The organism is Polaribacter sp. SA4-10 (assembly GCF_002163835.1).
Lineage (GTDB): Bacteria > Bacteroidota > Bacteroidia > Flavobacteriales > Flavobacteriaceae > Polaribacter.
This window is the reverse complement of the sequence record NZ_CP019331.1, coordinates 2,925,573-2,948,141: the sequence shown is the minus strand read 5'-3', so window position 1 is coordinate 2,948,141 and position 22,569 is coordinate 2,925,573. Positions and strand designations below refer to the sequence as shown.

Here is a 22,569-nt window from a genome sequence, read left to right as displayed (position 1 = left end):
CTCAGTATTAGCTTGTGCATTAGAAATGGTAAAAGTTATTGCACTTTAAAGTGCTAGCAATAAATTTCTAATAATTAGATTAATTCTTCTCAATTTTATGATGCGACATAGCAAATATATTATGTAATATAATTACCTAGTTGTAGGTGTATGTAGTAAATTCATTTATGACCCCTTTATTGTTTACATATAATAAAATAACATGCAGGTTTTTATGAGTTTTTAAAAATTCTTTTGTTTTCTCTAAACCCATTGCCATAAAAGCAGTTGCATAAGCATCTACATCTGCACAATCTAAGTTGGCTATTACAGAAGCACTTAATAAATTACTTTCTTTTGCATAACCCGTTTTAGGGTTTATAGTATGAACATATTTTTTTCCATCTTCAGCAATTCTAAACTTTCTATAATTACCAGAAGTTGCCATAGATTTATTAGAGATATTTAGTTTTTTGAACCCATTCTCTGAATCTTTTTTTACAGGATTCACTAATTTAATCACCCAAGGTTCATTATTTTTTTTGAAACCATTTGCTCTTATTTCACCTCCAATTTCAATTAAATAATTATCAATATTCTTAGTATTAAAAAAACGAGCAATAACATCAATCCCAAAACCTTTTGCGATAGAATTAAAATCTAAATAAATACTAGAATCTTCCTTTATAACAATTCTATTTTCAATTTTCACTTTGTCTAAGCCTACAAACTGCATTTGTTTTTTCACTTCATCATCACTTAAGTTTTTCTTTCCTGTTTTTGGTCCAAAACCCCAGGCATTTACTAAGTTACCAACTGTTGGGTCAAAAAAACCATCAGTTTCTTTAAAAATTCGCTTTGACTTATTAAAAACTTCTATAAAAATAGCATCTACTTTCACATCAGTTTCTCCTTTATTTATTTTAGAAATATCTGAAGTAGGTAAATAGGTTGAAGTTGATTTATTTACTAAATAGAATAAACTATCTATAGATTTTTGATAGTTTATTGAAGAATTTAAATAAACGATTTTATACGTAGTTCCAAAAACAAGTCCTTTTAAAATGAAATCTTGTTGTTTTTCTTCTTTTGTACAAGAAAGTAAAACAGTTGAAACTGTTAGAATTACAAGTAGCTTTTTAAATTTCATCAAATTTTGAATTTAATAACAAAAATAGTGCTTAAATTTTTCACAAAATGTAGTTAAAGCTACTTTTTGTGGTTACATTTTGTTAAGTTTGTTAACTTAATTTAAAGACTATAATATGAAAAAAATATCATTGCTCCTATTATCGATTGTTCTAGTAAGTTCTTGTGTATCTAAGAAAGAACTTGTTACATTACAAACAAAACATGATCAAACAAAAGCAGAATTAGTAAATGTAAAAGCTAGTTTACAAAAATGTGTAATTGAAAATGAAAAAGAGGGTGCTAAGGCCTTTTCTTTAACAGAACAAGTTAGATCTTTAAAAGAGGACAAAAAAACAGCTTTAAAACAAGTTGAAAACTTAACTGTTTTAACACAATCTTCTTCAGATAATATTAAAAATGTTATTTCTCAATTAAGTGAAAAAGACAAATATATTAATGGTGTTAGAAAAGCTATGACACAAAAAGATTCTTTAAATCTTGCCATAAAATATCATTTAACTAAAAATTTAACAAACGGTATTCAAGATAAAGACATTGAAGTAAGGGTTGAAAAAACAGTAGTGTTTATCTCTATATCTGATAAGTTATTATTTAAAAGCGGAAGCTATAATGTAACTGATAATGCGTACACTGTTTTAGAAAAAATTGCTAAAGTTATTAATGACCAGCCTAAAATGGAAGTTATGATTGAAGGTCATACAGATGCGACTCCAATTAAAAGAAATATTATTCAAGACAATTGGGATTTATCTGCTTTAAGAGCTACTTCAATTACTAGAATTTTACAATACAAATATGGTGTAAAACCAGAGAGGTTAATTGCAGCTGGAAGAAGTCAATATGTGCCATTAGCACCTAATGATACCGCTGAAAATAAAGCTAAAAATAGAAGAACAAAAATTATTATTATGCCTAAATTAAATCAATTCTTTGAATTGTTAGAGCAAAAAGAAAACTAATTTTCAGTCTCTTTTAAAATATAAAAACCACTCTTTTGAGTGGTTTTTTTTTGTAAAAAAAGTATTTTCCCGATCACCTTAATGAGTAAAAAATCGTAAATTGAGTAAAAAATCGTATATTTAATAAATTTATTCTTAAAAAGAACTTCTTTTTAGAAAAAATAATAGGTAGAATTTTAACTCGTATCAAGACATAAACGATGGTATTACATAAAATTATGCTGATTTAAATTAAACATTAACCCTCAAACTTTCAAATTTAATTTTAAGTAACTTTTTAAATTAATCTTTATTATTACCTAAGAGTCCCCAAACGCTGTTAATTTTAGATATGGTAATTATAAAATATAATTCATATTTAATAAATTTTTAGAGTTCGTCGAAAACCAGTTTGGTATCAAAATAGTTCAACCCATAATCGCGAAGCATAAACGGTATACAACCAACAAAACACACACCCTAAAAACGAACAACAGTTGGACATAGAAAAAAAAGCACTAAAAAGAGAACAAGAAGCACGAATAAAGGCAGATTATATAGCTACGGAAAAAAGTTTAGAAATTTCTTTTCTAAACAAAGACATAGATAACCGCGCAGACGAATTAGTGCTTGCAAATAAAGAACTTGCTTTTCAAAATGAAGAAAATGAAAAAAGAACAGACGAATTAAATATTGCGAATGAAGAACTTGCTTTTCAAAATGAAGAAAAAGAAAAAAGAGCAGACGAATTAAATATTGCGAATGAAGAACTTGCTTTTCAAAATGTAGAAAAGGAAAAAAGAGCAGACGAATTAGTGCTTGCAAATAAAGAACTTGCTTTTCAAAATGAAGAAAAAGAAAAAAGAGCAGACGAATTAAATATTGCGAATACAGAACTTGCCTTTCAAAATAAAGAAAAGGAAAAAAGAGCAAATGAATTAGATATTGCGAATGAAGAACTTGCTTTTCAAAATGTAGAAAAGGAAAAAAGAGCAGATGAATTAGTGCTTGCAAATAAAGAACTTGCTTTTCAAAATGAAGAAAAAGAAAAAAGAGCAGACGAATTAGTGCTTGCAAATAAAGAACTTGCTTTTCAAAATGAAGAAAAAGAAAAAAGAGCAAATGAATTAAATATTGCGAATAAAGAACTTGCTTTTCAAAATAAAGAAAAGGAAAAAAGAGCAGACGAATTAGTGCTTGCAAATACAGAACTTGCTTTTCAAAATGAAGAAAAAGAAAAAAGAGCAAATGAATTAAATATTGCGAATAAAGAACTTGCTTTTCAAAATAAAGAAAAGGAAAAAAGAGCAGACGAATTAGTACTTGCAAATACAGAACTTGCTTTTCAAAATGAAGAAAAGGAAAAAAGAGCAAACGAATTAGTACTTGCGAATACAGAACTTGCTTTTCAAAATGAAGAAAAAGAAAAAAGAGCAGACGAATTAAATATTGCGAATAAAGAACTTGCTTTTCAAAATGAAGAAAAGGAAAAAAGAGCAGATGAATTAGTACTTGCGAATACAGAACTTGCTTTTCAAAATGAAGAAAAAGAAAAAAGAGCAGATGAATTAGTACTTGCGAATACAGAACTTGCTTTTCAAAATGAAGAAAAAGAAAAAAGAGCAGACGAATTAAATATTGCGAATACAGAACTTGCTTTTCAAAATGAAGAAAAGGAAAAAAGAGCAGACGAGTTAGTGCTTGCAAATACAGAACTTGCTTTTCAAAATAAAGAAAAGGAAAAAAGAGCAGACGAATTAGTGCTTGCAAATACAGAACTTGCTTTTCAAAATAAAGAAAAGGAAAAAAGAGCAAATGAATTAGCCATCGCTAAAAAAGAACTTGCTTTTCAAAAAGAACTCGATGGTTATCGTTCTAAGATGGAACACGTAGCACGTGACTTGACACGATTAATTGATACTGCAAATGCGCCTATTTTTGGTATCGATAGTGGAGGACTCGTGAATGAATGGAATCAAACTTCTGAGAAAATTACTGGATTTAAAAAAGGCGATGTATTTGGAAAAAATCTAGTACAAACCTACATAACTGAAGATTACCGAGAATCCGTAAAAAAAGTATTAGATGACGCTTTAAAAGGGAAGGAAACTGCCAACTTTGAGTTCCCATTATTTACCAAAAATGGCCACCGTGTAATGGTATTATTAAACTCGAGTACGCGCCGTGACGCGAACGGTAAAATTACGGGGGTTATTGGTGTAGGGCAAGATATTACAGAATTAGCTAGTTACAGAAAAGAACTAGAACTTATGGTAGATGAAAGAACCAGAGAGTTACATGAAGCCTTGAAAAAGGAAAAAGAACTAAGTGAACTAAAGTCTAAATTCGTATCTACAGCCTCTCATGAATTTAGAACACCATTATCTGCTATTAATTTTGCTGCCGGATCTATTAAAAAATACTGGACTAAAATGGAACCAATTATGATTGAAAAAAAGCTAGATAAAATAGAAGATCAAGTAATGCATATGACAAAATTATTGGATGACATTTTAATTGTTGGACAAGCAGATGCAGGTAAGCTTAAAAACAATCCCAGACATATAAATTTTGGAAATTTTATTTATGAAATTATTGAAGAGGTCTATAGTTCTCACAAAAAATCTCACGAAATATTACTAATTGATAATGAAGGTTTAAAAAAATCTGACCTATTTATTGATGAAAAATTGGGCAGAAATATTTTTATAAATTTAATAAGTAATGCTATAAAGTATTCTCCACGTAATAAAAAAGTTCATATTGAATTAGCTTCTAAAAAAAACCACATAATTATTTCGATTATAGATTATGGTATCGGGATTCCAGAATCTGAGTTCAAAAATATATTTCAACCTTTTACTAGAGGACAGAATGTAGATTTAATTCAGGGAACAGGTCTTGGTTTGTCAATTGCAAAAGAAGCTATAGAAGTAATAGGAGGTAAAATAATAGTGAATAGCACTATTGGAAGTGGTACATCCTTTGTTGTTAAAATCCCAAAAAGAACTAAATAGTATGCATAAAATATTAATTGTAGAGGATACATTGGCCATTAGAGAAGAAATTTTCGACATCTTAGTAATGGAAAATTATACTGTTTTTCAAGCTGAAAACGGAAAAATTGGTTTTGAAATAGCATTGAAAGAAGATCCAGATCTTATTATTTCAGACATTTTAATGCCAGAGCTTAATGGTATTGAAATGTTTAAAAAACTACAAACTAATAAAAAAACAAGTAGTATTCCTTTAATTTTTCTTTCTGCAAAAGGTGAAAAAGAAGATATAAGAAATGGAATGAACCTAGGAGCTGAAGATTATTTAACAAAACCTATAAATGTAAATGATTTGTTGAATGCTGTTGAAAATAAAATTAAAAAGAAAATAATTATAGATCAAAAAATTATTGATAAGACAATAACGTTGTCTGCTATTCTTGAAGTTCAACGAGATGAACTAGATAATTATGCGCATTTAATTTCCCATGAATTAAAATCTTCCTTAAGAAACGTTTCAGACCTTTTAGCCTGGTCTCAAGAAGAACTAACAGAAACTAACAATTTGGAAAACTCTACGAACACGGTTCAACTTATGGGAGAAAAAGTAGAACAAATGGAGTTGCTATTAGTAAAGCTTGAACAATACAAGAACATTACCAACACTACTTTTAAAGACACTTTTATTAGCAGCAACGAGATTGCAAAACTAGTAATAAATGAAATACACACACCTGCTCATATTACAATTAAAATAAAGAATGAACTACCCGTTCTTTTTGCCGATGAAAGTATGTTGAAAAAAGTATTTGAAATTCTACTACAGAATGCTTTAGACTACATCGATAAAGAAAGTGGTTTCATTGAATTAGGATGTGAGACGACAGAAAAAGACTATCTTTTTTCAGTCAAGGATAACGGAATTGGAATAAATTCGAAATATCACAAAAAAATATTTAAAATGTTTGAAGTAATTGAATCTAATAAATCTACAGGAACTGGATTAAGTATTGTTGAAAAAATTATTTCTAATTATAATGGAAAAATATACGTAGAAAGCACTCCTAATATAGAAACAACGTTCTATTTCAACCTTCCAAAAACGAAGAATAATCAGTAAAATTTTAATAATTGAGGAATATTAAGTACATGATAAAAAATTTAATTTTTACTTTGTTACTCGAAAAATGGTACAGGGCTCCTGCAAATCTAAAAACCTACTTACTCTAGAATTTTGATAAAATCTTCAAAAGCAACATAATAGGGTTGATCTTTAAATACAGGGTTCTCTACACTTTCTGCATTTGCAATACCAACGCCTGCAAACCAGACTTTAGCGTTTTGTTTTTTTGCGTGTGCTTTAAAAGTCTCCATCCATAAAACATCATATTCTTCTGAATTTTGAACATTATTTGTTGCTTTTACTAGCACAAAAATTGTAGGTTCTCCTTTTTTAAATAAGACAAATTGTGGATGTCTTTTTAACTGACTATTTATTGCTTGAAACTCATACCCCATTTTTTGGAGCTTCTTACCAACAATATTCATAGCAAGATTATGAAGTTCTTGCGCAGTTAAAATATGCATAAATATTACTTCTTTTTATTTCTTAAATTGTAATTTTTATCGCCACGAGTTTTTGGCTTCTTGTATTTTTTAGCAATTTCTCTTCGGTAAGAACCGCCTAAATTAACTTGACTATTTTTTTCGCTTTTATCATGAAATGCAGCTCCAGGAACATATTCTAAAGAAGTTCTGTTTTTTGAAATTCCTTGATCTTCTCTTGGGCGCTCATCTTCTGTTAATTCAGTAGAAATTTCTACTTGTTCTGGCAATTCTAAAACAGGAATTTTAAAATCCATCAATTGCTCAATGCTTTCTTTTAATTCCTCTTCCTTCTTTGTAGAAAATAAAATAGAAGTTCCTTCTTTTTCTGCTCTACCTGTTCTACCAATTCTGTGCATGTAGTTTTCTGGAAAATCTGGCGTATCAAAATTGATAACATGAGAAACATTATCAAAATCTAAACCACGAGCCATCACATCTGTAGCTACTAAAATTCTGTTTTTTCCTTCATCAAACTGACGAATAGAACGTATTCTATAATTTTGTGTTTTATTAGAATGTATCACACAAGATTCGCTTCCAAAAATCTCTTCTAAATGTTTAAAGAGCAAATCTGCACTTCTTTTAAAAGCAACAAAAATTAATACTTTATGGAAGGCTTGTTTATCTCTTAATAAGTGATGTAATAAATTTACTTTTGTAAAAAAATTAGGTAAATTATAAGCTTGTTGCTTAATATTATCAAGTGGAGTTCCACTTACTGCAATAGCTATTTTAGTAGGATTTTTAAAAAAATCATAAATTAATGCATTAACATCTTCTGTCATTGTAGCAGAAAAAAGCACATTCTGTCTTTTCTCTGGCAACACATCAAAAATGTTTAATAATTGAAACCTAAATCCTAAATCTAGCATGACATCAACTTCATCAATCACTAATTTCTGAATGGTTTTTAGCTTTAAAGTATTGCTTAACGCTAAATCATACAAACGACCAGGTGTTGCTACAATAATATCTTGTCCTTGCGCAATAGATTGCTTTTGGGTATTAATATTTGCACCTCCATAAACTCCTAAAACACGCACATTAATATAGGCTGCTAATTTTTCAATTTCATCAACAACTTGTAAAACTAATTCACGTGTTGGCACTAAAACCAAGATTCTTGGATGCTGCGTTTTTAAAAACTTTAAATCTCTAAGAATTGGCAACATATAAGCAAACGTTTTTCCGGTTCCTGTTTGCGCAATTCCTACAACATCTTTACCAGATCTTACTACAGAAAAAGCCTGCTCTTGAATTGGTGTAGGGTTCTTAAATCCTAAATCATCAATAGCATACTGTAATTGATTTGATAAATCTAAATCTTCAAAAGTCATCATCTTTCTAATTTTCTGCAAAGGTACGCTTTATAAAGCGCTATACAATAACCGTTTTGTTGAAAAACAAATAAGAAAATGACCTTATAAATAAAGAAAATAGTGCCTTTAACATCGATAGAATTACTTAGTTTTGTCTAGGTAAATTCAATTAAAAAATGATTACAGATACGCATACACATTTATATTCTGAACAGTTTGATGAAGATAGACAAGCAATGATGCAACGTGCTTTAGATGCCGGTGTTTCTCGCTTTTTTATTCCTGCAATAGATAGTTCTTATACAGAACGAATGTTAGATTTAGAAAATAAATACCCAAATGATGTTTTTCTGATGATGGGTTTGCATCCAACTTCTGTAAAAGAAAATTACAAAGAAGAATTGGCCCTGGTAAAAGAATGGATTGATAAACGTAATTTTTATGCAATTGGTGAAATAGGAATTGATTTATTTTGGGACAAAACTTTTTTACCTCAACAACAAGAAGCTTTTAGAACTCAAATACAATGGGCAAAAGAAAAAAAATTACCTATAGTAATTCATTGTCGTGATGCTTTTGATGAAATTTTTGAAATTTTAGAATCAGAAAAAAGTGATGATTTAAGAGGAATTTTTCATTGTTTTACAGGAACATTAGCGCAAGCTAAAAAAGCAATTTCTTATAATATGAAACTTGGAATTGGTGGAGTTGCAACTTTTAAAAACGGAAAAATTGATAAATTTTTAAATGAAATTGATATTAAACAGATTGTTTTAGAAACAGATTCACCTTACTTAGCTCCTACTCCTTACAGAGGAAAACGAAACGAAAGTTCTTACATAACACAAGTTGTAGATAAATTAGTTGCTATTTATGAATTAACTTTCGAAGAAATTGCTGAAATTACTACTCAAAATTCAAAAGATATTTTTGGAATCTAAAATTACATACTACAAAACACCAATTGGAACTGCAAAAATTATTGGAGACGAAAACGGAATTCAATCTGTGTCTGTTTTAGATGATGATGCGATTTCTAATGAAAGCCTAAATTTAAAAACTCCAGAATGTTTGGAAGATTGTGTTCTTCAATTAGAAGAATATTTTACTGGAGAAAGAACAAATTTTGACTTAAAATTAAATCCAAAAGGAACCACTTTTCAGAAAAAAGTTTGGACAGCGTTATTAAATATCCCTTTTAATAAAACTAAAACTTACTTAGAACAAAGCAAAGCGCTTGATAATGTAAAGGCAATTAGGGCTGTTGCGGCTGCTAATGGTAAAAATCCTATATGGATTATTATTCCGTGTCACAGGGTAATAGGATCTGATGGTTCTTTAACGGGGTACGCTGGTGGAATTTGGCGTAAAAAATGGTTACTAGAACATGAAAGCCCTGTAAAACAACAATCGTTATTTTAAACTATTTTTGTTAGAACTACGTTTGTATTTTATGACAAAAAAAATCTGTCTTCTTTTTTTAATACTTCTTGGGTTTTGTGCCCAAGCACAAACTACATCCAAAGAATTCAGGACTAAAAAAATAAGTATTCAAAAAGATACGATTCAAATAGATTCTATAAATATTAATTCACAGAAATTTAAAGTTTTAAATTCACAGAATTCCATTATTAATTCACAAGAATATAAAGTTGATTTTAGAAAAGCCATTTTAATTATCAATTCTAAAAAATATCCTGAAATTACTATTGAATATTTTAGATTTCCAGCATTTTTAACAAAGGTTTATTCTCCTTTTGATGAAAATTTAATTTTACCAAATATAGGAAGTCAAGGAAAATTATTCAAATTAGCAACGACCAACAAACCCTCAGAAATAAAACTTTTTGAAGGTTTACAAACCAAAGGTTTTATTACACGTGGAGTTACTGGTGGTAACAATCAAAACGCTGTTACAAATGCTGCTTTAGATTTAGAAATCTCTGGTAAATTATCTAAAGACGTTACGTTAAGAGCAAATATTTTTGACACAAATATTCCGTTACAAGAAAATGGATATTCTCAAAACATTACAGATTTCGATCGAATTTTCATAGAAATGTTCAGCAAAAATTGGCGCGTAAAAGCTGGTGACATTTCTTTAAGTAATCAAGAAAGTTATTTTCTTAAATTTAATAAGCAAGTTTCTGGTTTACAAGTTGAAGCTAACATAAATAAGAACCTAAAAGTAGGCGGTTCTGGCGCTATTGTTAGAGGTAAATTTAGCAGTTTTAAATTCACTGGGGTTGAAGGAAACCAAGGTCCTTACAAACTACTTGGTGCAAATAATGAACCTGCAATAATTGTTATTGCCAAAAGCGAAATTGTTTATATAAATGGAATTGCCATAAAACGTGGCCAAGATGAAGACTACACAATAGATTACAACTTAGCAGAAATAGAATTCAACACCACTTTTCCTATTACAAATGATATGAGAATTACGGTAGAATTTCAATATTCCGACAGAAATTATTCTCGTTTCATAACCTACGAAGAGGCTTCTTTTAAAACTGAAAAATTTAGTTTAAGCGGTTATTTTTACAATGAAAATGATGCAAAAAATCAACCACTACAACAAAGTTTAACAGATAATCAAAAGCAAATATTAGCAAATGCAGGTAATAATCAAGATTTAATGACCTCTGAAAGTGCATATCTTGACACCTATTCTGAAAACAAGATACTCTATAAAAAAACACAAAACGGCAACATTGAAACTTTTGAATATGCTACAGATGAAACTGCAGAACTATACAATGTAACCTTTACAAATGTTGGCACAAATAACGGAAATTATTCTTTTGACAGCACCATAGCAATTGGAAACATCTTTAAATTTGTTGGTGAAAATTTAGGTGATTATAACCCAATTGTTCGTTTAATTGCACCTTCAAAATATCAGATTGCAGTTGTAAGTTCTAGCTATCAACCAAACGAAAAAACAACCTTAAATACAGAAATCGCTTTTAGTAATAATGATTTAAATTTATTTTCTTCTGTTGATGATGCTTCAAATGCGGGAATTGCGACTCTAATTGGCTGGCAACAGACTCTAATAGATAAAAAATGGCAATTAAAAAGTGATGTGAATTTCGAATTTAAACATGCTAATTTTTTCACTGAACAACGTTTTGAATCTATCGAATTTAAAAGAGATTGGAACCTAATTACTACCACTGGAAATAAGAGTTTACTACAAACAAAATTCATTTTAGAAAATAAAAAAAAGGACTATGTTTCTTATAGTTTTAATAGGTTGAATTATACAGAAAACTTTAACGGAACAAAACATATCTTAAACGCTAAAACCCATTTTAAAAACACATCTTTTTATGTTGATGGTAGTTTTTTAAACAACACTTCTGAGTTAGAAAAAAACTCCTTCTTTAGAGCCAAAGCAAAAGCGGAACAAAGTTTTACTAAAAGCTGGCTTGGTGCTTTCATCAATTTTGAAACGAACGATAAAAAGAATAAAACCACACAAGAGTTGGTGAATACAAGTCATAAATTTAAAGAATATGAAACCTATTTAGGTTTAGGAGATTCTACCAAAGTTTTTGCGAAAATCGGACTCAACTATAGAAATAACGACAGTGTAAAATCAAATAAATTTACCGAAATAAATAACCGTAAAACATTTTATATCAATAGTAAGTTGATTCAGAATAAAGCAACAAACTTAGCTGTTTTTGCAAATTATAGAATTACAGAAAATACTTTTTCTGACAACGAAAAATCATTAAATTCTAAGGTCGTTTTTAATCAACGTTTGTTTAATGATTTTATCTCTTTAGGAACTGTCTTTGAAACTTCATCCGGTAACGTTGCCAGACAAGATTATGTGTATGTAAAAACAGAGCCTGGACTTGGGTTTTATACATGGATTGATTATAATAATAACAGTATTCAAGAGTTTAATGAGTTTGAAATTGCACAATTTCAAGATCAAGCAGAATATTTACGTCTTCCATTACCTAACTTGCGCTATACGGCTACGCAACGTGCAAAATGGAGCCAATCTTTAACAATAAATCCTGCACAATGGAAGGATAAAAACAGTTTCAAAAAGACAGTTTCGCATTTTTATAATCAGTCTTTTTTATCCGTTGACAATGAACAAGAACGTATTGGGAATTCTTTTAATTTAAATCCTTTTGATTTTGATGAAAACAAATTAATTGGTCTGAATTTAAGTTTCAGAAATAATTTCTACTTCAATAAAAATTTACAGAAATATAGTTTTACGTACACCTACGGAAAATCAAAAAATAAGCAACAATACTTTATTGGAAATCAGGAAAACAACACCAAATTGAATCAACTAGAATTTCAGCATAAATTTGCCAAGTTTTGGTTATTTGATGTACTTGGAAAACGCTCTAATAATGATTTAGAAACTGAAAATTTTAGCAATAGAAACTATCAAATTAATACCAAGGAAATTCAACCAAAAATTAGTTTCTTATATCATAAAGACCATCGTCTTTCTGCCTTTTATCATTATAAAAACAAAGAAAATAAACTACAAGATTTTGAAGTTTTAAAACAACAAAAAATTGGTTTAGAATATTTTTACATCAGTAAGAAACAACAACAAATTAGCGCAAATATTACCGCTTTTTTAAATGATTTTACTGGAGATTCAAATACACCTGTTGCCTATCAAATGTTAGAAGGTTTACAAACTGGTAGCAACTACACTTGGAGTTTTCTATTTAATCAAAAATTGAATTCTTTTTTAAATTTAAACTTGAATTATTTAGGTAGAAAAAGTGAAAATTCTAAAACAATTCATACTGGAAACATTCAATTAAAAGCCATTTTTTAATAGGTTACCTTTTGTAATAAGTAACAATTATTACATCAAAATCAATTTATTTGTTCCCACTAATGGCAAAATTTCATCTAGAAAAATACGTTGATCGTTTTTATATGAATGCTGTTAGAAAAAATCATAAATTCAATTTAAAAAATAAACTGATTATTCTTTTATTTATTGCTTTTGTTATTGGCTTCCGAATATTCTCCTTGGCAAAAACACCTATGGGAACCGCTCAAGATATTACCAATAATCAATTACAAGTAATGATTATACCTTTAAAAAGGTAAAACTAGAAGTTGGAGAAAAAAATGAATCATTTGTAGAAGTATTAAATACTAAGGATTTTGAAGGTAAAAAAATACTGGTAAAAGGACTTTTTATGCTATCTACAGATAATAAATAAGTTAAATTATACTTTTAAGTCCTAATTCTTCTTATTGATGTATTTATACTTTGTAGTTTTTTAATAGATTTGCAATTAAAAAATTTAATTAAAAAAACCTATGAGAAAATTCATACTAGCATTCTTACTTTTAATTACCACCAATTCAATTGCTCAGGAAAAAGATGACATTTATCCACAAGATGTAAATAAAAAACATGAGATTAAGTTAAATACTTTTAACTTAATCGCACTTTCATCTTTTGACATTGGTTATGAGTACTTAATTAATAACGATTCTTCCTTTGGGGTAAGTTTATTCTATAACTTTAATGATTCTGAGGATATTCTTTTAAGAGAGTTTTCTTTAACTCCTTATTACCGATGGTTTTTTTCAGAAAATTTTACTGCAAGAGGTTTTTTTGTTGAAGCATTTGGAATGTTAAACAGAAGTGGAAATGAAGCATCTGATTATTACTATGATAATAACGGAAATTATGTATATAATAATCAGACAACAAAAGCAACAAATTTTGCGCTTGGTATATCTGTTGGTGGTAAATTTATTACTAGAAAGAATTTTATTGCTGAAGTGTATTTGGGTGTTGGAAGAAATTTAATTAAAGAGAATGAAGATTTTTTTGACACAAATATTGTTGGTAGAGGAGGAATTTCTTTAGGTTACAGATTCTAAAAATACAATTAGATTTTAGTATGTTTGTATTATAGTTTTAGAAACAAAATATGGTTATTAATAAAAATAAATAAATGAAAAAAATACTTTTAGCTTTTGGCCTTTTAATTAGTTCTTTAGGATACTCACAACAAGAAATTAAATTAGATATTGCAGATGCTTTGGTTATAAGAAGTTTAGAGTTTTCTTATGAAAGCTATATAACTGAAGATTCTTCTTTTGGTGTTTCTGCACTTTTTAATCTTGCAGAACAAGACCTTGCTTTTAGATATAATGAGAATACTATGATAACACCTTATTACCGTCATTATTTTTCTACAAATGAAAAATGGAACTTTTTTGGTGAAGGTTTTGTAGGAATTAATTCTGGAAAAACAGCAATTGAAAAGGTTGGAGAAAGTGAAATTACTTATGAAAAATATACTGATGGTGCTTTAGGTATTGCTGTAGGTTTAAAATATGTTGCTGAAGGTGGTTTAGTTTTTGACCTTTACGGAGGTGCTGGTAGAAACTTATTTGGTACAAACTCGCCAATTATTGTTCCTAGATTAGGTTTTAATATTGGTTGGAGGCTTTAGTCTAAAACAAAAAATATAATAATAAAAAAACCAGAGAACTTAACTTCTCTGGTTTTTTAATGAAATATTGTAATACTATGTAAAATAGTCTAATTATAATTTTTAAGCATTTAAAGGTTTACCGTCCCAAGCAGCTTTTGCAGCTTCTTTTACAGCTTCAGAATAGGTTGGGTGACCATGACATATTCTTGCTAAATCTTCTGCGGATGCTCTAAATTCCATTGCAACTGCAGCTTCCATAATTAAATCTGCAACACGTGCACCAACCATGTGAACTCCAAGAATTTCATCCGTATTTTTATCTGCTAAAACTTTTACAAAACCATCTAAATCTCCACTTGCTCTAGATCTACCTAAAGCTCTCATAGAAAATTTACCCGCTTTATAATCAACTCCTGCATCTTTTAATTCTTGTTCCGTTTTACCAACAGCAGCAACTTCTGGCCATGTGTAAACAATTCCTGGAATTAAATTATAATCAATATGTGGTTTTTCTCCCGCTAAATATTCTGCAACTACAACACCCTCTTCTTCAGCTTTATGTGCTAACATTGCACCTTGCACTACATCTCCAATAGCATAAATATTAGAAATATTAGTTTGTAAATGATCGTTTACAGAAACTTGCCCACGTTCATTAACTTCTATACCCACTTTTTCTAACCCTAAACCTTCTGTATATGCTTTTCTACCCACTGCAACTAAACAATAATCTCCAGTAAAAGTAACCTCTTCACCTTTTTTATTATTTGCTTTTACAATAACTTCATCTCCATTTCTTTCAACAGAAGTTACACCGTGATTCACATTAAATTTGATTCCTTGTTTCTTTAAAACTTTTTGTAATTCTTTAGAAACATCCGCATCCATTGTTGGCGTTATTTTTGGAGCATACTCTACAACACTAACATCTGCACCCAAACGTTTATAAACAGAACCCAACTCTAAACCAATTACACCACCACCAATAACAATTAAATGTTTTGGTACTTCAGGTAATATGAGTGCTTCTGTAGACGTAATTACTCTTTCTTTATCTAAACTGATAAAAGGTAGCGTTGATGGTTTTGATCCTGTTGCAATTATTACACTAGTCCCTTCAAGTATTTCTGATGTACCATCTTTTTTAGAAACTTTTACATGTGTAGCATCTTCAAAAGAACCTAAACCTTCATAAACATCAACGTTGTTTTTGTCCATTAAATATTTAATCCCACCTGTTGTTGTTTCAACAATTTTAGCTTTTCTATCTATCATTTTTCCAAAATCGAAAGATGTTTTTTCTACAGAAATCCCATGTTCTTCAAAGTGATGAACTGCATCATAGTAATGATGAGAAGAATCTAACAATGCTTTTGATGGAATACACCCAACATTTGTACAAGTACCTCCTAAAGTTGAGTATTTTTCTATGATTGCTACTTTTTTACCTAATTGAGAAGCTCTAACTGCAGAAATGTATCCTCCAGGACCAGATCCAATTACAATAATATCGTATTTCATGAGTGCGTTTGTTTTGCGTAATCGATAACCTTTCGGTTTGTTTTTTAATAATAGTTGACAAAAATACGGATATTTTCACAGAACAAAGTAGGAATTTAGTAGATTTACTCACTAGAACATTTTAAAACTTGACAAATGAAAATACTTAAAAAAATAGCACTGTTACTACTTATTATTTTACTGATTTCACAATTTTTTGGTCCTGAAAAAAATGAAGGAAGTTTAGAATCTGTAACTGCTTTTATGGCAGAAACAAATCCACCAGAAAATGTCAGAAAAATATTAGAAACTACTTGTTTCGATTGCCATTCAGCAAAAACAACATATCCTTGGTATAACAACATTACACCTGTAAATTACTGGTTAGATGAGCATGTTAAAGATGGTAAAAAGCATTTAAACTTTTCTAAATGGAACGACTATTCTTTAAAAAAGAAAGAGCATAAGATGGACGAGTTGTATGAAGAAGTTGAAGAAGGAGAAATGCCTTTAAATTCTTATACTTGGACGCATTCTGAAGCTAATTTAACACAAGAACAAATTGATGCTGTAGTTGCTTGGGGTAAAAAAGTGCAAGCAAATTACAAGCAACAATTAAAAGCTAAATAATTGAAAATCCAAAATGTTTTAATTATTGGCTACGTTTGGGTAGAACCCAATTCTTCTGCTGCAGGGGGCAGAATGCTACAATTAATTGAACAATTTCTAAAACAAAATTGGAAAATTACTTTTGCCTCTCCAGCTCAAAAAGGAGAAAAAGCGTCACATTTAAAGGCTTTAGGAATTAATGAAGTTTCTATTGAATTAAATAATTCTTCTTTTAATAATTTTATAAAAGAATTAAACCCAACAATTGTGATGTTCGATCGTTTTATGATGGAAGAACAATTTGGTTGGCGAGTTGCAGAAAATTGCCCAAAAGCTTTACGGATTTTAGATACTGAAGATTTACATTTTTTAAGAAAAACGAGACATCAACAATTAAAAAACGAAGAAGAGTTTACCACTGAAGCATTGTTGAAATCTGATGATGCTAAAAGAGAAATTGCGGCTATTTTAAGATGTGATTTGTCTTTAATTATTTCAACTTTTGAAATGGATTTACTAAAAAATGTTTTTAAAATTGATGAGAAAATTCTTTATTATTTGCCATTTCTATTAGATAAGATAGCTATTCATCAACAAAAAAAATGGAAATCATTTGAAGAAAGAGAACACTTTGTATTTATCGGTAACTTCTTTCACAAACCAAATGTTGATGCTGTTTTAACACTAAAAAATGAGATTTGGAATGAAATAAAGGAGCACTTGCCAAAAGCAGAAATTCATATTTATGGAGCCTATGTTAACCAGCAAATAAGTGAATTACATAACAAAAAAGAAGGGTTTATCATTAAAGGGTTTGCAGAAAACGCAAAAGAAGTTGTGGGCAACGCAAGAGTTGTTTTAGCTCCTTTACGTTTTGGAGCAGGTATAAAAGGGAAACTTACAGAAGCAATGATCTGTGGCACACCAAGTGTTACAACAGAAATTGGAGCTGAAGGAATGTGTGGTAGATTAAATTGGAGTGGGTTTATTGAGGAAAATTTTTCTGATTTTGCATTTATGTCTGCAGAATTGTATAAAAATAAATCAATGTGGAAAAATGCCCAAGAAACAGGAATAGATATCATCAATTATATTTATGATAAAGAGAAAATTGGTCCTTCATTTATCAACAAAATAAAAGAAGTACAAGAAAACTTAGAAGCACATAGAACTCAGAATTTTTTAGGAAGTTTATTACAACATCAAACTTTACAAGCCACAAAATACATGAGTAAATGGATAGAAGTTAAAAACAGTGTTCAGTAAAATCAGTCTTCAGTTTGCAGTAATTATCTAACTGCAAACTGAAGACTGAATACTAAATACTGAGCACTGAGTACTGAATACTGAATACTGAATACTGAAAAACTCATATTTAAATTAACCCTGCACGTTTTAACAATGCATCTGGTTTTGGTTCTTTTCCTCTAAAACGTTTGTATAATTCCATTGGTTTCTCTGTACCTCCTTTAGACAACACGTTTTCTTTAAATTTTGTTGCTACTTCTTTGTTAAAAATTCCTTCTTCTAAAAAGTATTCAAAAGCATCTGCATCTAAAACTTCTGCCCATTTGTATGAATAATATCCTGCAGAATATCCTCCTTGAAAAATATGAGAAAAAGCCGTACTCATAGAGTTTTCTGCTACATCAGGGTATAATCTAGTTTCAGCAAAAGCTTCATTTTCAAACTCTTTTACAGCGCTAATTTTTGTTGGATCCTGTCCGTGCCATTGCATATCTAATAAACCAAAACTAAGTTGTCTTAACGTTTGCATTCCTTCATGAAAACTTGCAGATTCTTTAATTTTTTCTACATATTTCATCGGAATAACTTCACCCGTTTCATAATGTTTTGCAAACAACGCTAAGGCCTCTTTTTCATAACACCAATTTTCTAAAACCTGACTTGGTAATTCAACAAAATCCCAATAAACAGAAGTTCCGGAAAGACTTTTATAGGTTGTATTTGCCAACATACCATGCAACGCATGCCCAAACTCATGAAACAAGGTAGTAACTTCATTAAATGTTAAAAGCGAAGGTTTTGTTTCCGTTGGTTTTGTAAAATTACATACAATTGAAACTTGTGGGCGCTCATTTACGCCGTTTTTAATTTGTTGAGACTTATAAGAAGTCATCCACGCACCGTTTCTTTTTCCTTTCCTTGGATGAAAATCTGCGTAAAAAACAGCAATAAAATTTCCGTTTGTATCCGTTACATTATAGGTTTTTACATCTTCGTGGTATTTGTCGATAGTAAAAACTTCTTCAAATTTTAAATCATATAATCTACTTGAAATTTCAAAAACACCATCAATTACATTTTCTAACTTAAAATAGGGTTTTAATAATTCTTGATCTAAATCAAAAATTTCTTTCTTTAGTTTTTCTGAATAATAGGCTCCATCCCATTTTTGTAATTGGTCAATACCATCAAGTTTTTTTGCATAATTTTCTAATTCTTCAAATTCTTTTTTTGCTGCTGGTTTTGCTTTTGCTAACAACTCATTAGAAAACTCAATTACGTTCTCTGGCGTTTCTGCCATTCTCTCTTCTAAAACAAAATGTGCATGTGTTGTATAGCCTAATAAATTTGCTCTTTGGTGGCGAAGGTTTACAATCTCTAAAACAATTTGCTCATTATTAAATTCATTTTTTTGAAAGCCTTTTTTACCGGCTGCAATTGCAAGTTTTTTTCTTAACTCTCTATTGTCTGCATACGTTAAAAAAGGAATGTAACTTGGGTAATCTAATGTAAAAACCCACCCTTCTTTTTCTTTAGAATTTGCAACTTCTTTAGCTGCTTCTATTACACTTTCTGGCAAACCAGACAAGTCTTTTTCTGCTGTTATATGAAGCTCAAAAGCATTGGTTTCTGCTAAAACATTTTCTCCAAATTTTAGTGATAATTTAGAAAGCTCTGTATCAATTTTACGTAACTTATTTTTATCCTCTTCCTTTAAATTAGCACCATTTCTAGCAAAACCTTTGTATTGCTTATCTAAAAGCATTTTTTGCTCAGGGTTTAAATCTAAGGTTTCTCTAATATCAAAAACCGATTTCACTCTTTTAAACAAGGCTTCATTTAAAGTAATATCATTTCTAAATTCACTTAACCAAGGAGAAACTTCTTGAGCAATCTTTTGAATTTCGTCATTTGTTTCTGCAGAATTTAAATTGAAAAATATACTTGTAATTCTATCTAATTTTTCACCCGTAAAATCTAACGCAACTGTTGTGTTTTCAAAACTTGGTTTTTCAGAATTATTTACAATTTCTTCAATTTCAACTTTTGCAATTTTAATTGCTTTTTTAATTGCTGGTTTGTAATCAGTATTAGAAATTTTAGAAAAAGGTGCCGTGTTAAAATCTTGTAAAAGTGGATTCATTTTTTTAAAGAATATTTTTTTCAAAGATAACTATTAATACGTTTTTATATCGTTAAACAAATACAATATGTTGTTCACCAATCAGTGGTTCAGAAATTTTTGCTATAACAAGAAGAACACCAACTGACACTGCTAACTATTTTTATTCAGCTTATTGTCTTGTCCTGAAATAGCGTTAAGTGTAACACTATATTAGGACGAGACATTTTGTCATTGCGAATGAAACGCAGTGGAAAGAAGCAATCTCATGATTAGAACCGCAAAGTAACAGATTACTTCGTTGTTATCACTCCTCGCAATGACGCGGACTTACGTCATTGCGAGGAGGCAAGACGTGGCAATCTTTTTATTTTTAGTTTCAATCATGAGATTACCACGTCATGCATTCTTCATGTTTGGTAATGACGTTTCAATCATGAGATTACTTCGGTCATACTTCCCTCGTAATGACAGGTAATTATTTTTATGAAACACAAAAAAACCACGACCACTTTTTTAAAAGTAATCGTGGTTTTGTGTTTTTTAAAACCGACCGCTTACGCGGTACTAATTAAATTGATAAATAATTAAATTGTTAAAAAGCCCGAACTGCACGCACATAGTTTGCGTTGCTCTTACTGTCGTTGCCCTGAATACCAAGGATGAAATTCTGGATCCACGCGTTATTGCTATCATTCTCCGTAGAACCCCAGTAGTCACTATTAATAAAACCACCAATTAATAAACGATATAAATACATTTCATTTAATTCGTATTTTGTTGGCAACCTCCAATCCATAAATTTTTGTCCATCTATACTATGGTTTATTGGATCGCTAATTATATTTTGAGCTGTATACCAATTACTAGAAGTTGATTGATCAACTGTTTCAACAACTAAGCCATGTCTTCCATCTGCTGATACTCTAAAAACATATCCACCTAGTTCAGGCCATAAGCCAATTGTATAAACCCTTGTGCTAACAATGTATGGGGCACCAGCTGTACCTATTCCAGTTACTGAAATTTCCGATCCTTGTTGCGTAATACCACCTTGCCCATCTATACCATCCGCTCCAACTGTTCCATTAGTTCCAGCGATTCCTTGAAGTCCTATTGCTCCAGCAGCTCCTTGAATCCCATCAACTCCTGCAATTCCTTGTGCTCCTATTGCTCCAACATCTCCTTGTATTCCATCAATTCCCGCGATTCCTTGGGATCCTTTTGCCCCAGTATCTCCTTTAACTCCATCAATACCAGCTATTCCTTGTGCTCCTGTTGCTCCGACATCTCCCTGTATTCCATCAACTCCTGCGATTCCTTGCACTCCTATTGCTCCAATATCTCCTTGTATTCCATCAATTCCTGCGATTCCTTGTGCTCCTATTGCTCCAGCAGCTCCTTGGATTCCATCAACTCCTGCGATTCCTTGTGCTCCTATTGCTCCGACATCTCCCTGTATTCCATCAACTCCTGCAATTCCTTGGGCTCCTATTGCTCCAGCAGCTCCTTGAACACCATCAATTCCTGCAATTCCTTGTGCTCCTAGAGCTCCAACATCTCCTTGGACACCATCAACTCCTGCAATTCCTTGGGCACCTATTGCTCCAACAGCTCCTTGAATCCCATCTATTCCTGTAATTCCTTGTGCTCCTATTGCTCCAACAGCTCCTTGTATTCCATCAATTCCTGCAATTCCTTGTGCTCCTATTGCTCCTTGTATTCCATCAATTCCTGCAATTCCTTGGGCTCCTATTGCTCCAGCAGCTCCTTGTATTCCATCAACTCCTGCAATTCCTTGGGCACCTATTGCTCCAACAGCTCCTTGAATCCCATCTATTCCTGCAATTCCTTGCGCTCCTATTGCTCCAACAGCTCCTTGAATCCCATCTATTCCTGTAATTCCTTGTGCTCCTATTGCTCCAACATCTCCTTGGATTCCATCAACTCCTGCGATTCCTTGTGCTCCTATTGCTCCAGCAGCTCCTTGAACACCATCAACTCCTGCAATTCCTTGTGCTCCTATTGCTCCAACATCTCCTTGGATTCCATCAATTCCTGCGATTCCTTGTGCTCCTATTGCTCCGACATCTCCCTGTATTCCATCAACTCCTGCAATTCCTTGTTCTCCTATTGATCCAGCAGCTCCTTGTATTCCATCAACTCCTGCAATTCCTTTTGCTCCTATTGCTCCAGCAGCTCCTTGAACACCATCAATTCCCGCGATTCCTTGTGCTCCTATTGCTCCGACATCTCCTTGTATTCCATCTATTCCTGCGATTCCTTGCGCACCTATTGCACCGACATCTCCTTTAACTCCATCTATTCCTGCAATTCCTTGCGCACCTATTGCTCCGACATCTCCTTGGACACCATCAATTCCCGCGATTCCTTGCGCTCCTATTGCTCCAGCAGCTCCTTGTATTCCATCAATTCCTGCGATTCCTTGTGCTCCTATTGCTCCAGCAGCTCCTTGAACACCATCAATTCCCGCGATTCCTTGTGCTCCTATTGCTCCAACATCTCCTTGTATTCCATCTATTCCTGCGATTCCTTGTGCTCCTATTGCTCCGACATCTCCCTGTATTCCATCAACTCCTGCGATTCCTTGTGCTCCTATTGCTCCGACATCTCCCT

At 31.1% G+C, this 22,569-nt stretch carries 17 protein-coding genes; 11 read left to right on the top strand and 6 right to left on the bottom strand.

The window, feature by feature from the left end; all coding sequences use genetic code 11:
* Positions 1-136 precede the first annotated feature (136 nt).
* Complete coding sequence (locus tag BTO04_RS12860) at positions 137-1,129, bottom strand: FAD:protein FMN transferase (RefSeq protein ID WP_087564883.1); 993 nt, start codon at positions 1,127-1,129, stop codon at positions 137-139.
* Between the two features lie 115 nt (positions 1,130-1,244).
* Here BTO04_RS12860 and BTO04_RS12855 point away from each other — a divergent pair, with 115 nt between their 5' ends.
* The 3 genes from BTO04_RS12855 to BTO04_RS12845 all read left to right on the top strand — a co-directional run bounded on the left by BTO04_RS12855 (position 1,245) and on the right by BTO04_RS12845 (position 6,185).
* A complete protein-coding gene (locus BTO04_RS12855; RefSeq protein WP_087564882.1) occupies positions 1,245-2,090 on the top strand; it encodes an OmpA family protein in 846 nt (281 codons plus the stop codon).
* 476 nt (positions 2,091-2,566) lie between these two features.
* Positions 2,567-5,086 (top strand): ATP-binding protein, encoded by a 2,520-nt coding sequence (locus BTO04_RS12850; RefSeq protein ID WP_087564881.1) that lies wholly within the window; start codon positions 2,567-2,569, stop codon positions 5,084-5,086.
* Between the two features lies 1 nt (position 5,087).
* Positions 5,088-6,185 carry a response regulator gene (locus BTO04_RS12845; protein WP_087564880.1) on the top strand — a complete coding sequence of 366 codons (1,098 nt, stop codon included), beginning with the start codon at positions 5,088-5,090 and terminating at the stop codon, positions 6,183-6,185.
* 101 nt (positions 6,186-6,286) lie between these two features.
* Here the strand turns inward: BTO04_RS12845 and BTO04_RS12840 are convergent, their stop codons facing one another.
* Positions 6,287-6,652, bottom strand: a complete 366-nt coding sequence (locus tag BTO04_RS12840) for a Na(+)-translocating NADH-quinone reductase subunit F (protein WP_087564879.1) — start codon at positions 6,650-6,652, stop codon at positions 6,287-6,289.
* Between the two features lie 5 nt (positions 6,653-6,657).
* Positions 6,658-8,010, bottom strand: a complete 1,353-nt coding sequence (locus BTO04_RS12835; protein WP_087564878.1) for a DEAD/DEAH box helicase — start codon at positions 8,008-8,010, stop codon at positions 6,658-6,660.
* Between the two features lie 158 nt (positions 8,011-8,168).
* On the opposite strand from BTO04_RS12835, the gene BTO04_RS12830 reads away from it, so the two are divergent.
* The 6 genes from BTO04_RS12830 to BTO04_RS12805 all read left to right on the top strand — a co-directional run bounded on the left by BTO04_RS12830 (position 8,169) and on the right by BTO04_RS12805 (position 14,471).
* Positions 8,169-8,933, top strand: a complete 765-nt coding sequence (locus BTO04_RS12830; RefSeq protein ID WP_087564877.1) for a TatD family hydrolase — start codon at positions 8,169-8,171, stop codon at positions 8,931-8,933.
* Positions 8,923-9,414, top strand: coding sequence for a methylated-DNA--[protein]-cysteine S-methyltransferase (locus BTO04_RS12825; protein ID WP_087564876.1), 492 nt, complete (start codon positions 8,923-8,925; stop codon positions 9,412-9,414). The genes BTO04_RS12830 and BTO04_RS12825 overlap by 11 nt, the downstream gene beginning before the upstream one ends.
* A 31-nt stretch (positions 9,415-9,445) precedes the next feature.
* Entirely contained in the window at positions 9,446-12,823 is a 3,378-nt protein-coding gene (locus BTO04_RS12820) for a hypothetical protein (protein WP_087564875.1), read from the top strand.
* Between the two features lie 62 nt (positions 12,824-12,885).
* The gene (locus tag BTO04_RS12815) at positions 12,886-13,104 is read left to right on the top strand and encodes a hypothetical protein (protein WP_087564874.1); all 219 of its coding nucleotides are present in this window, start codon (positions 12,886-12,888) and stop codon (positions 13,102-13,104) included.
* A 216-nt stretch (positions 13,105-13,320) separates the two neighbouring features.
* Positions 13,321-13,893: a DUF3575 domain-containing protein gene (locus BTO04_RS12810; protein WP_087564873.1), complete on the top strand. Its 573-nt coding sequence runs from the start codon at positions 13,321-13,323 to the stop codon at positions 13,891-13,893.
* A gap of 74 nt (positions 13,894-13,967) precedes the next feature.
* A complete protein-coding gene (locus BTO04_RS12805) occupies positions 13,968-14,471 on the top strand; it encodes a hypothetical protein (protein WP_087564872.1) in 504 nt (167 codons plus the stop codon).
* A gap of 102 nt (positions 14,472-14,573) precedes the next feature.
* Here BTO04_RS12805 and lpdA read toward each other — a convergent pair whose 3' ends face one another.
* Entirely contained in the window at positions 14,574-15,974 is a 1,401-nt protein-coding gene (gene lpdA / locus BTO04_RS12800) for a dihydrolipoyl dehydrogenase (protein WP_087564871.1), read from the bottom strand.
* 135 nt (positions 15,975-16,109) lie between these two features.
* On the opposite strand from lpdA, the gene BTO04_RS12795 reads away from it, so the two are divergent.
* Positions 16,110-16,583 carry a heme-binding domain-containing protein gene (locus BTO04_RS12795; RefSeq protein WP_087564870.1) on the top strand — a complete coding sequence of 158 codons (474 nt, stop codon included), beginning with the start codon at positions 16,110-16,112 and terminating at the stop codon, positions 16,581-16,583.
* Positions 16,584-17,828, top strand: coding sequence for a glycosyltransferase (locus BTO04_RS12790; protein ID WP_087564869.1), 1,245 nt, complete (start codon positions 16,584-16,586; stop codon positions 17,826-17,828).
* A 109-nt stretch (positions 17,829-17,937) separates the two neighbouring features.
* Here BTO04_RS12790 and BTO04_RS12785 read toward each other — a convergent pair whose 3' ends face one another.
* A complete protein-coding gene (locus BTO04_RS12785) occupies positions 17,938-19,953 on the bottom strand; it encodes a M3 family metallopeptidase (RefSeq protein ID WP_087564868.1) in 2,016 nt (671 codons plus the stop codon).
* 574 nt (positions 19,954-20,527) lie between these two features.
* Positions 20,528-22,569, bottom strand: a 2,042-nt coding sequence (locus BTO04_RS15385; protein ID WP_198342065.1) for a DUF1566 domain-containing protein, incomplete at its 5' end; no start/stop codon positions are given.

Bases quoted from the DNA above. Each gene is read 5' to 3' on its own strand.
- BTO04_RS12860 (WP_087564883.1), bottom strand. From the start codon at position 1,129: ATGAAATTTAAAAAGCTACTTGTAATTCTAACAGTTTCAACTGTTTTA.
- BTO04_RS12855 (WP_087564882.1), top strand. From the start codon at position 1,245: ATGAAAAAAATATCATTGCTCCTATTATCGATTGTTCTAGTAAGTTCT.
- BTO04_RS12845 (WP_087564880.1), top strand. From the start codon at position 5,088: ATGCATAAAATATTAATTGTAGAGGATACATTGGCCATTAGAGAAGAA.
- BTO04_RS12840 (WP_087564879.1), bottom strand. From the start codon at position 6,652: ATGCATATTTTAACTGCGCAAGAACTTCATAATCTTGCTATGAATATT.
- BTO04_RS12835 (WP_087564878.1), bottom strand. From the start codon at position 8,010: ATGACTTTTGAAGATTTAGATTTATCAAATCAATTACAGTATGCTATT.
- BTO04_RS12830 (WP_087564877.1), top strand. From the start codon at position 8,169: ATGATTACAGATACGCATACACATTTATATTCTGAACAGTTTGATGAA.
- BTO04_RS12820 (WP_087564875.1), top strand. From the start codon at position 9,446: ATGACAAAAAAAATCTGTCTTCTTTTTTTAATACTTCTTGGGTTTTGT.
- BTO04_RS12815 (WP_087564874.1), top strand. From the start codon at position 12,886: ATGGCAAAATTTCATCTAGAAAAATACGTTGATCGTTTTTATATGAAT.
- BTO04_RS12810 (WP_087564873.1), top strand. From the start codon at position 13,321: ATGAGAAAATTCATACTAGCATTCTTACTTTTAATTACCACCAATTCA.
- BTO04_RS12805 (WP_087564872.1), top strand. From the start codon at position 13,968: ATGAAAAAAATACTTTTAGCTTTTGGCCTTTTAATTAGTTCTTTAGGA.
- lpdA (WP_087564871.1), bottom strand. From the start codon at position 15,974: ATGAAATACGATATTATTGTAATTGGATCTGGTCCTGGAGGATACATT.
- BTO04_RS12795 (WP_087564870.1), top strand. From the start codon at position 16,110: ATGAAAATACTTAAAAAAATAGCACTGTTACTACTTATTATTTTACTG.
- BTO04_RS12785 (WP_087564868.1), bottom strand. From the start codon at position 19,953: ATGAATCCACTTTTACAAGATTTTAACACGGCACCTTTTTCTAAAATT.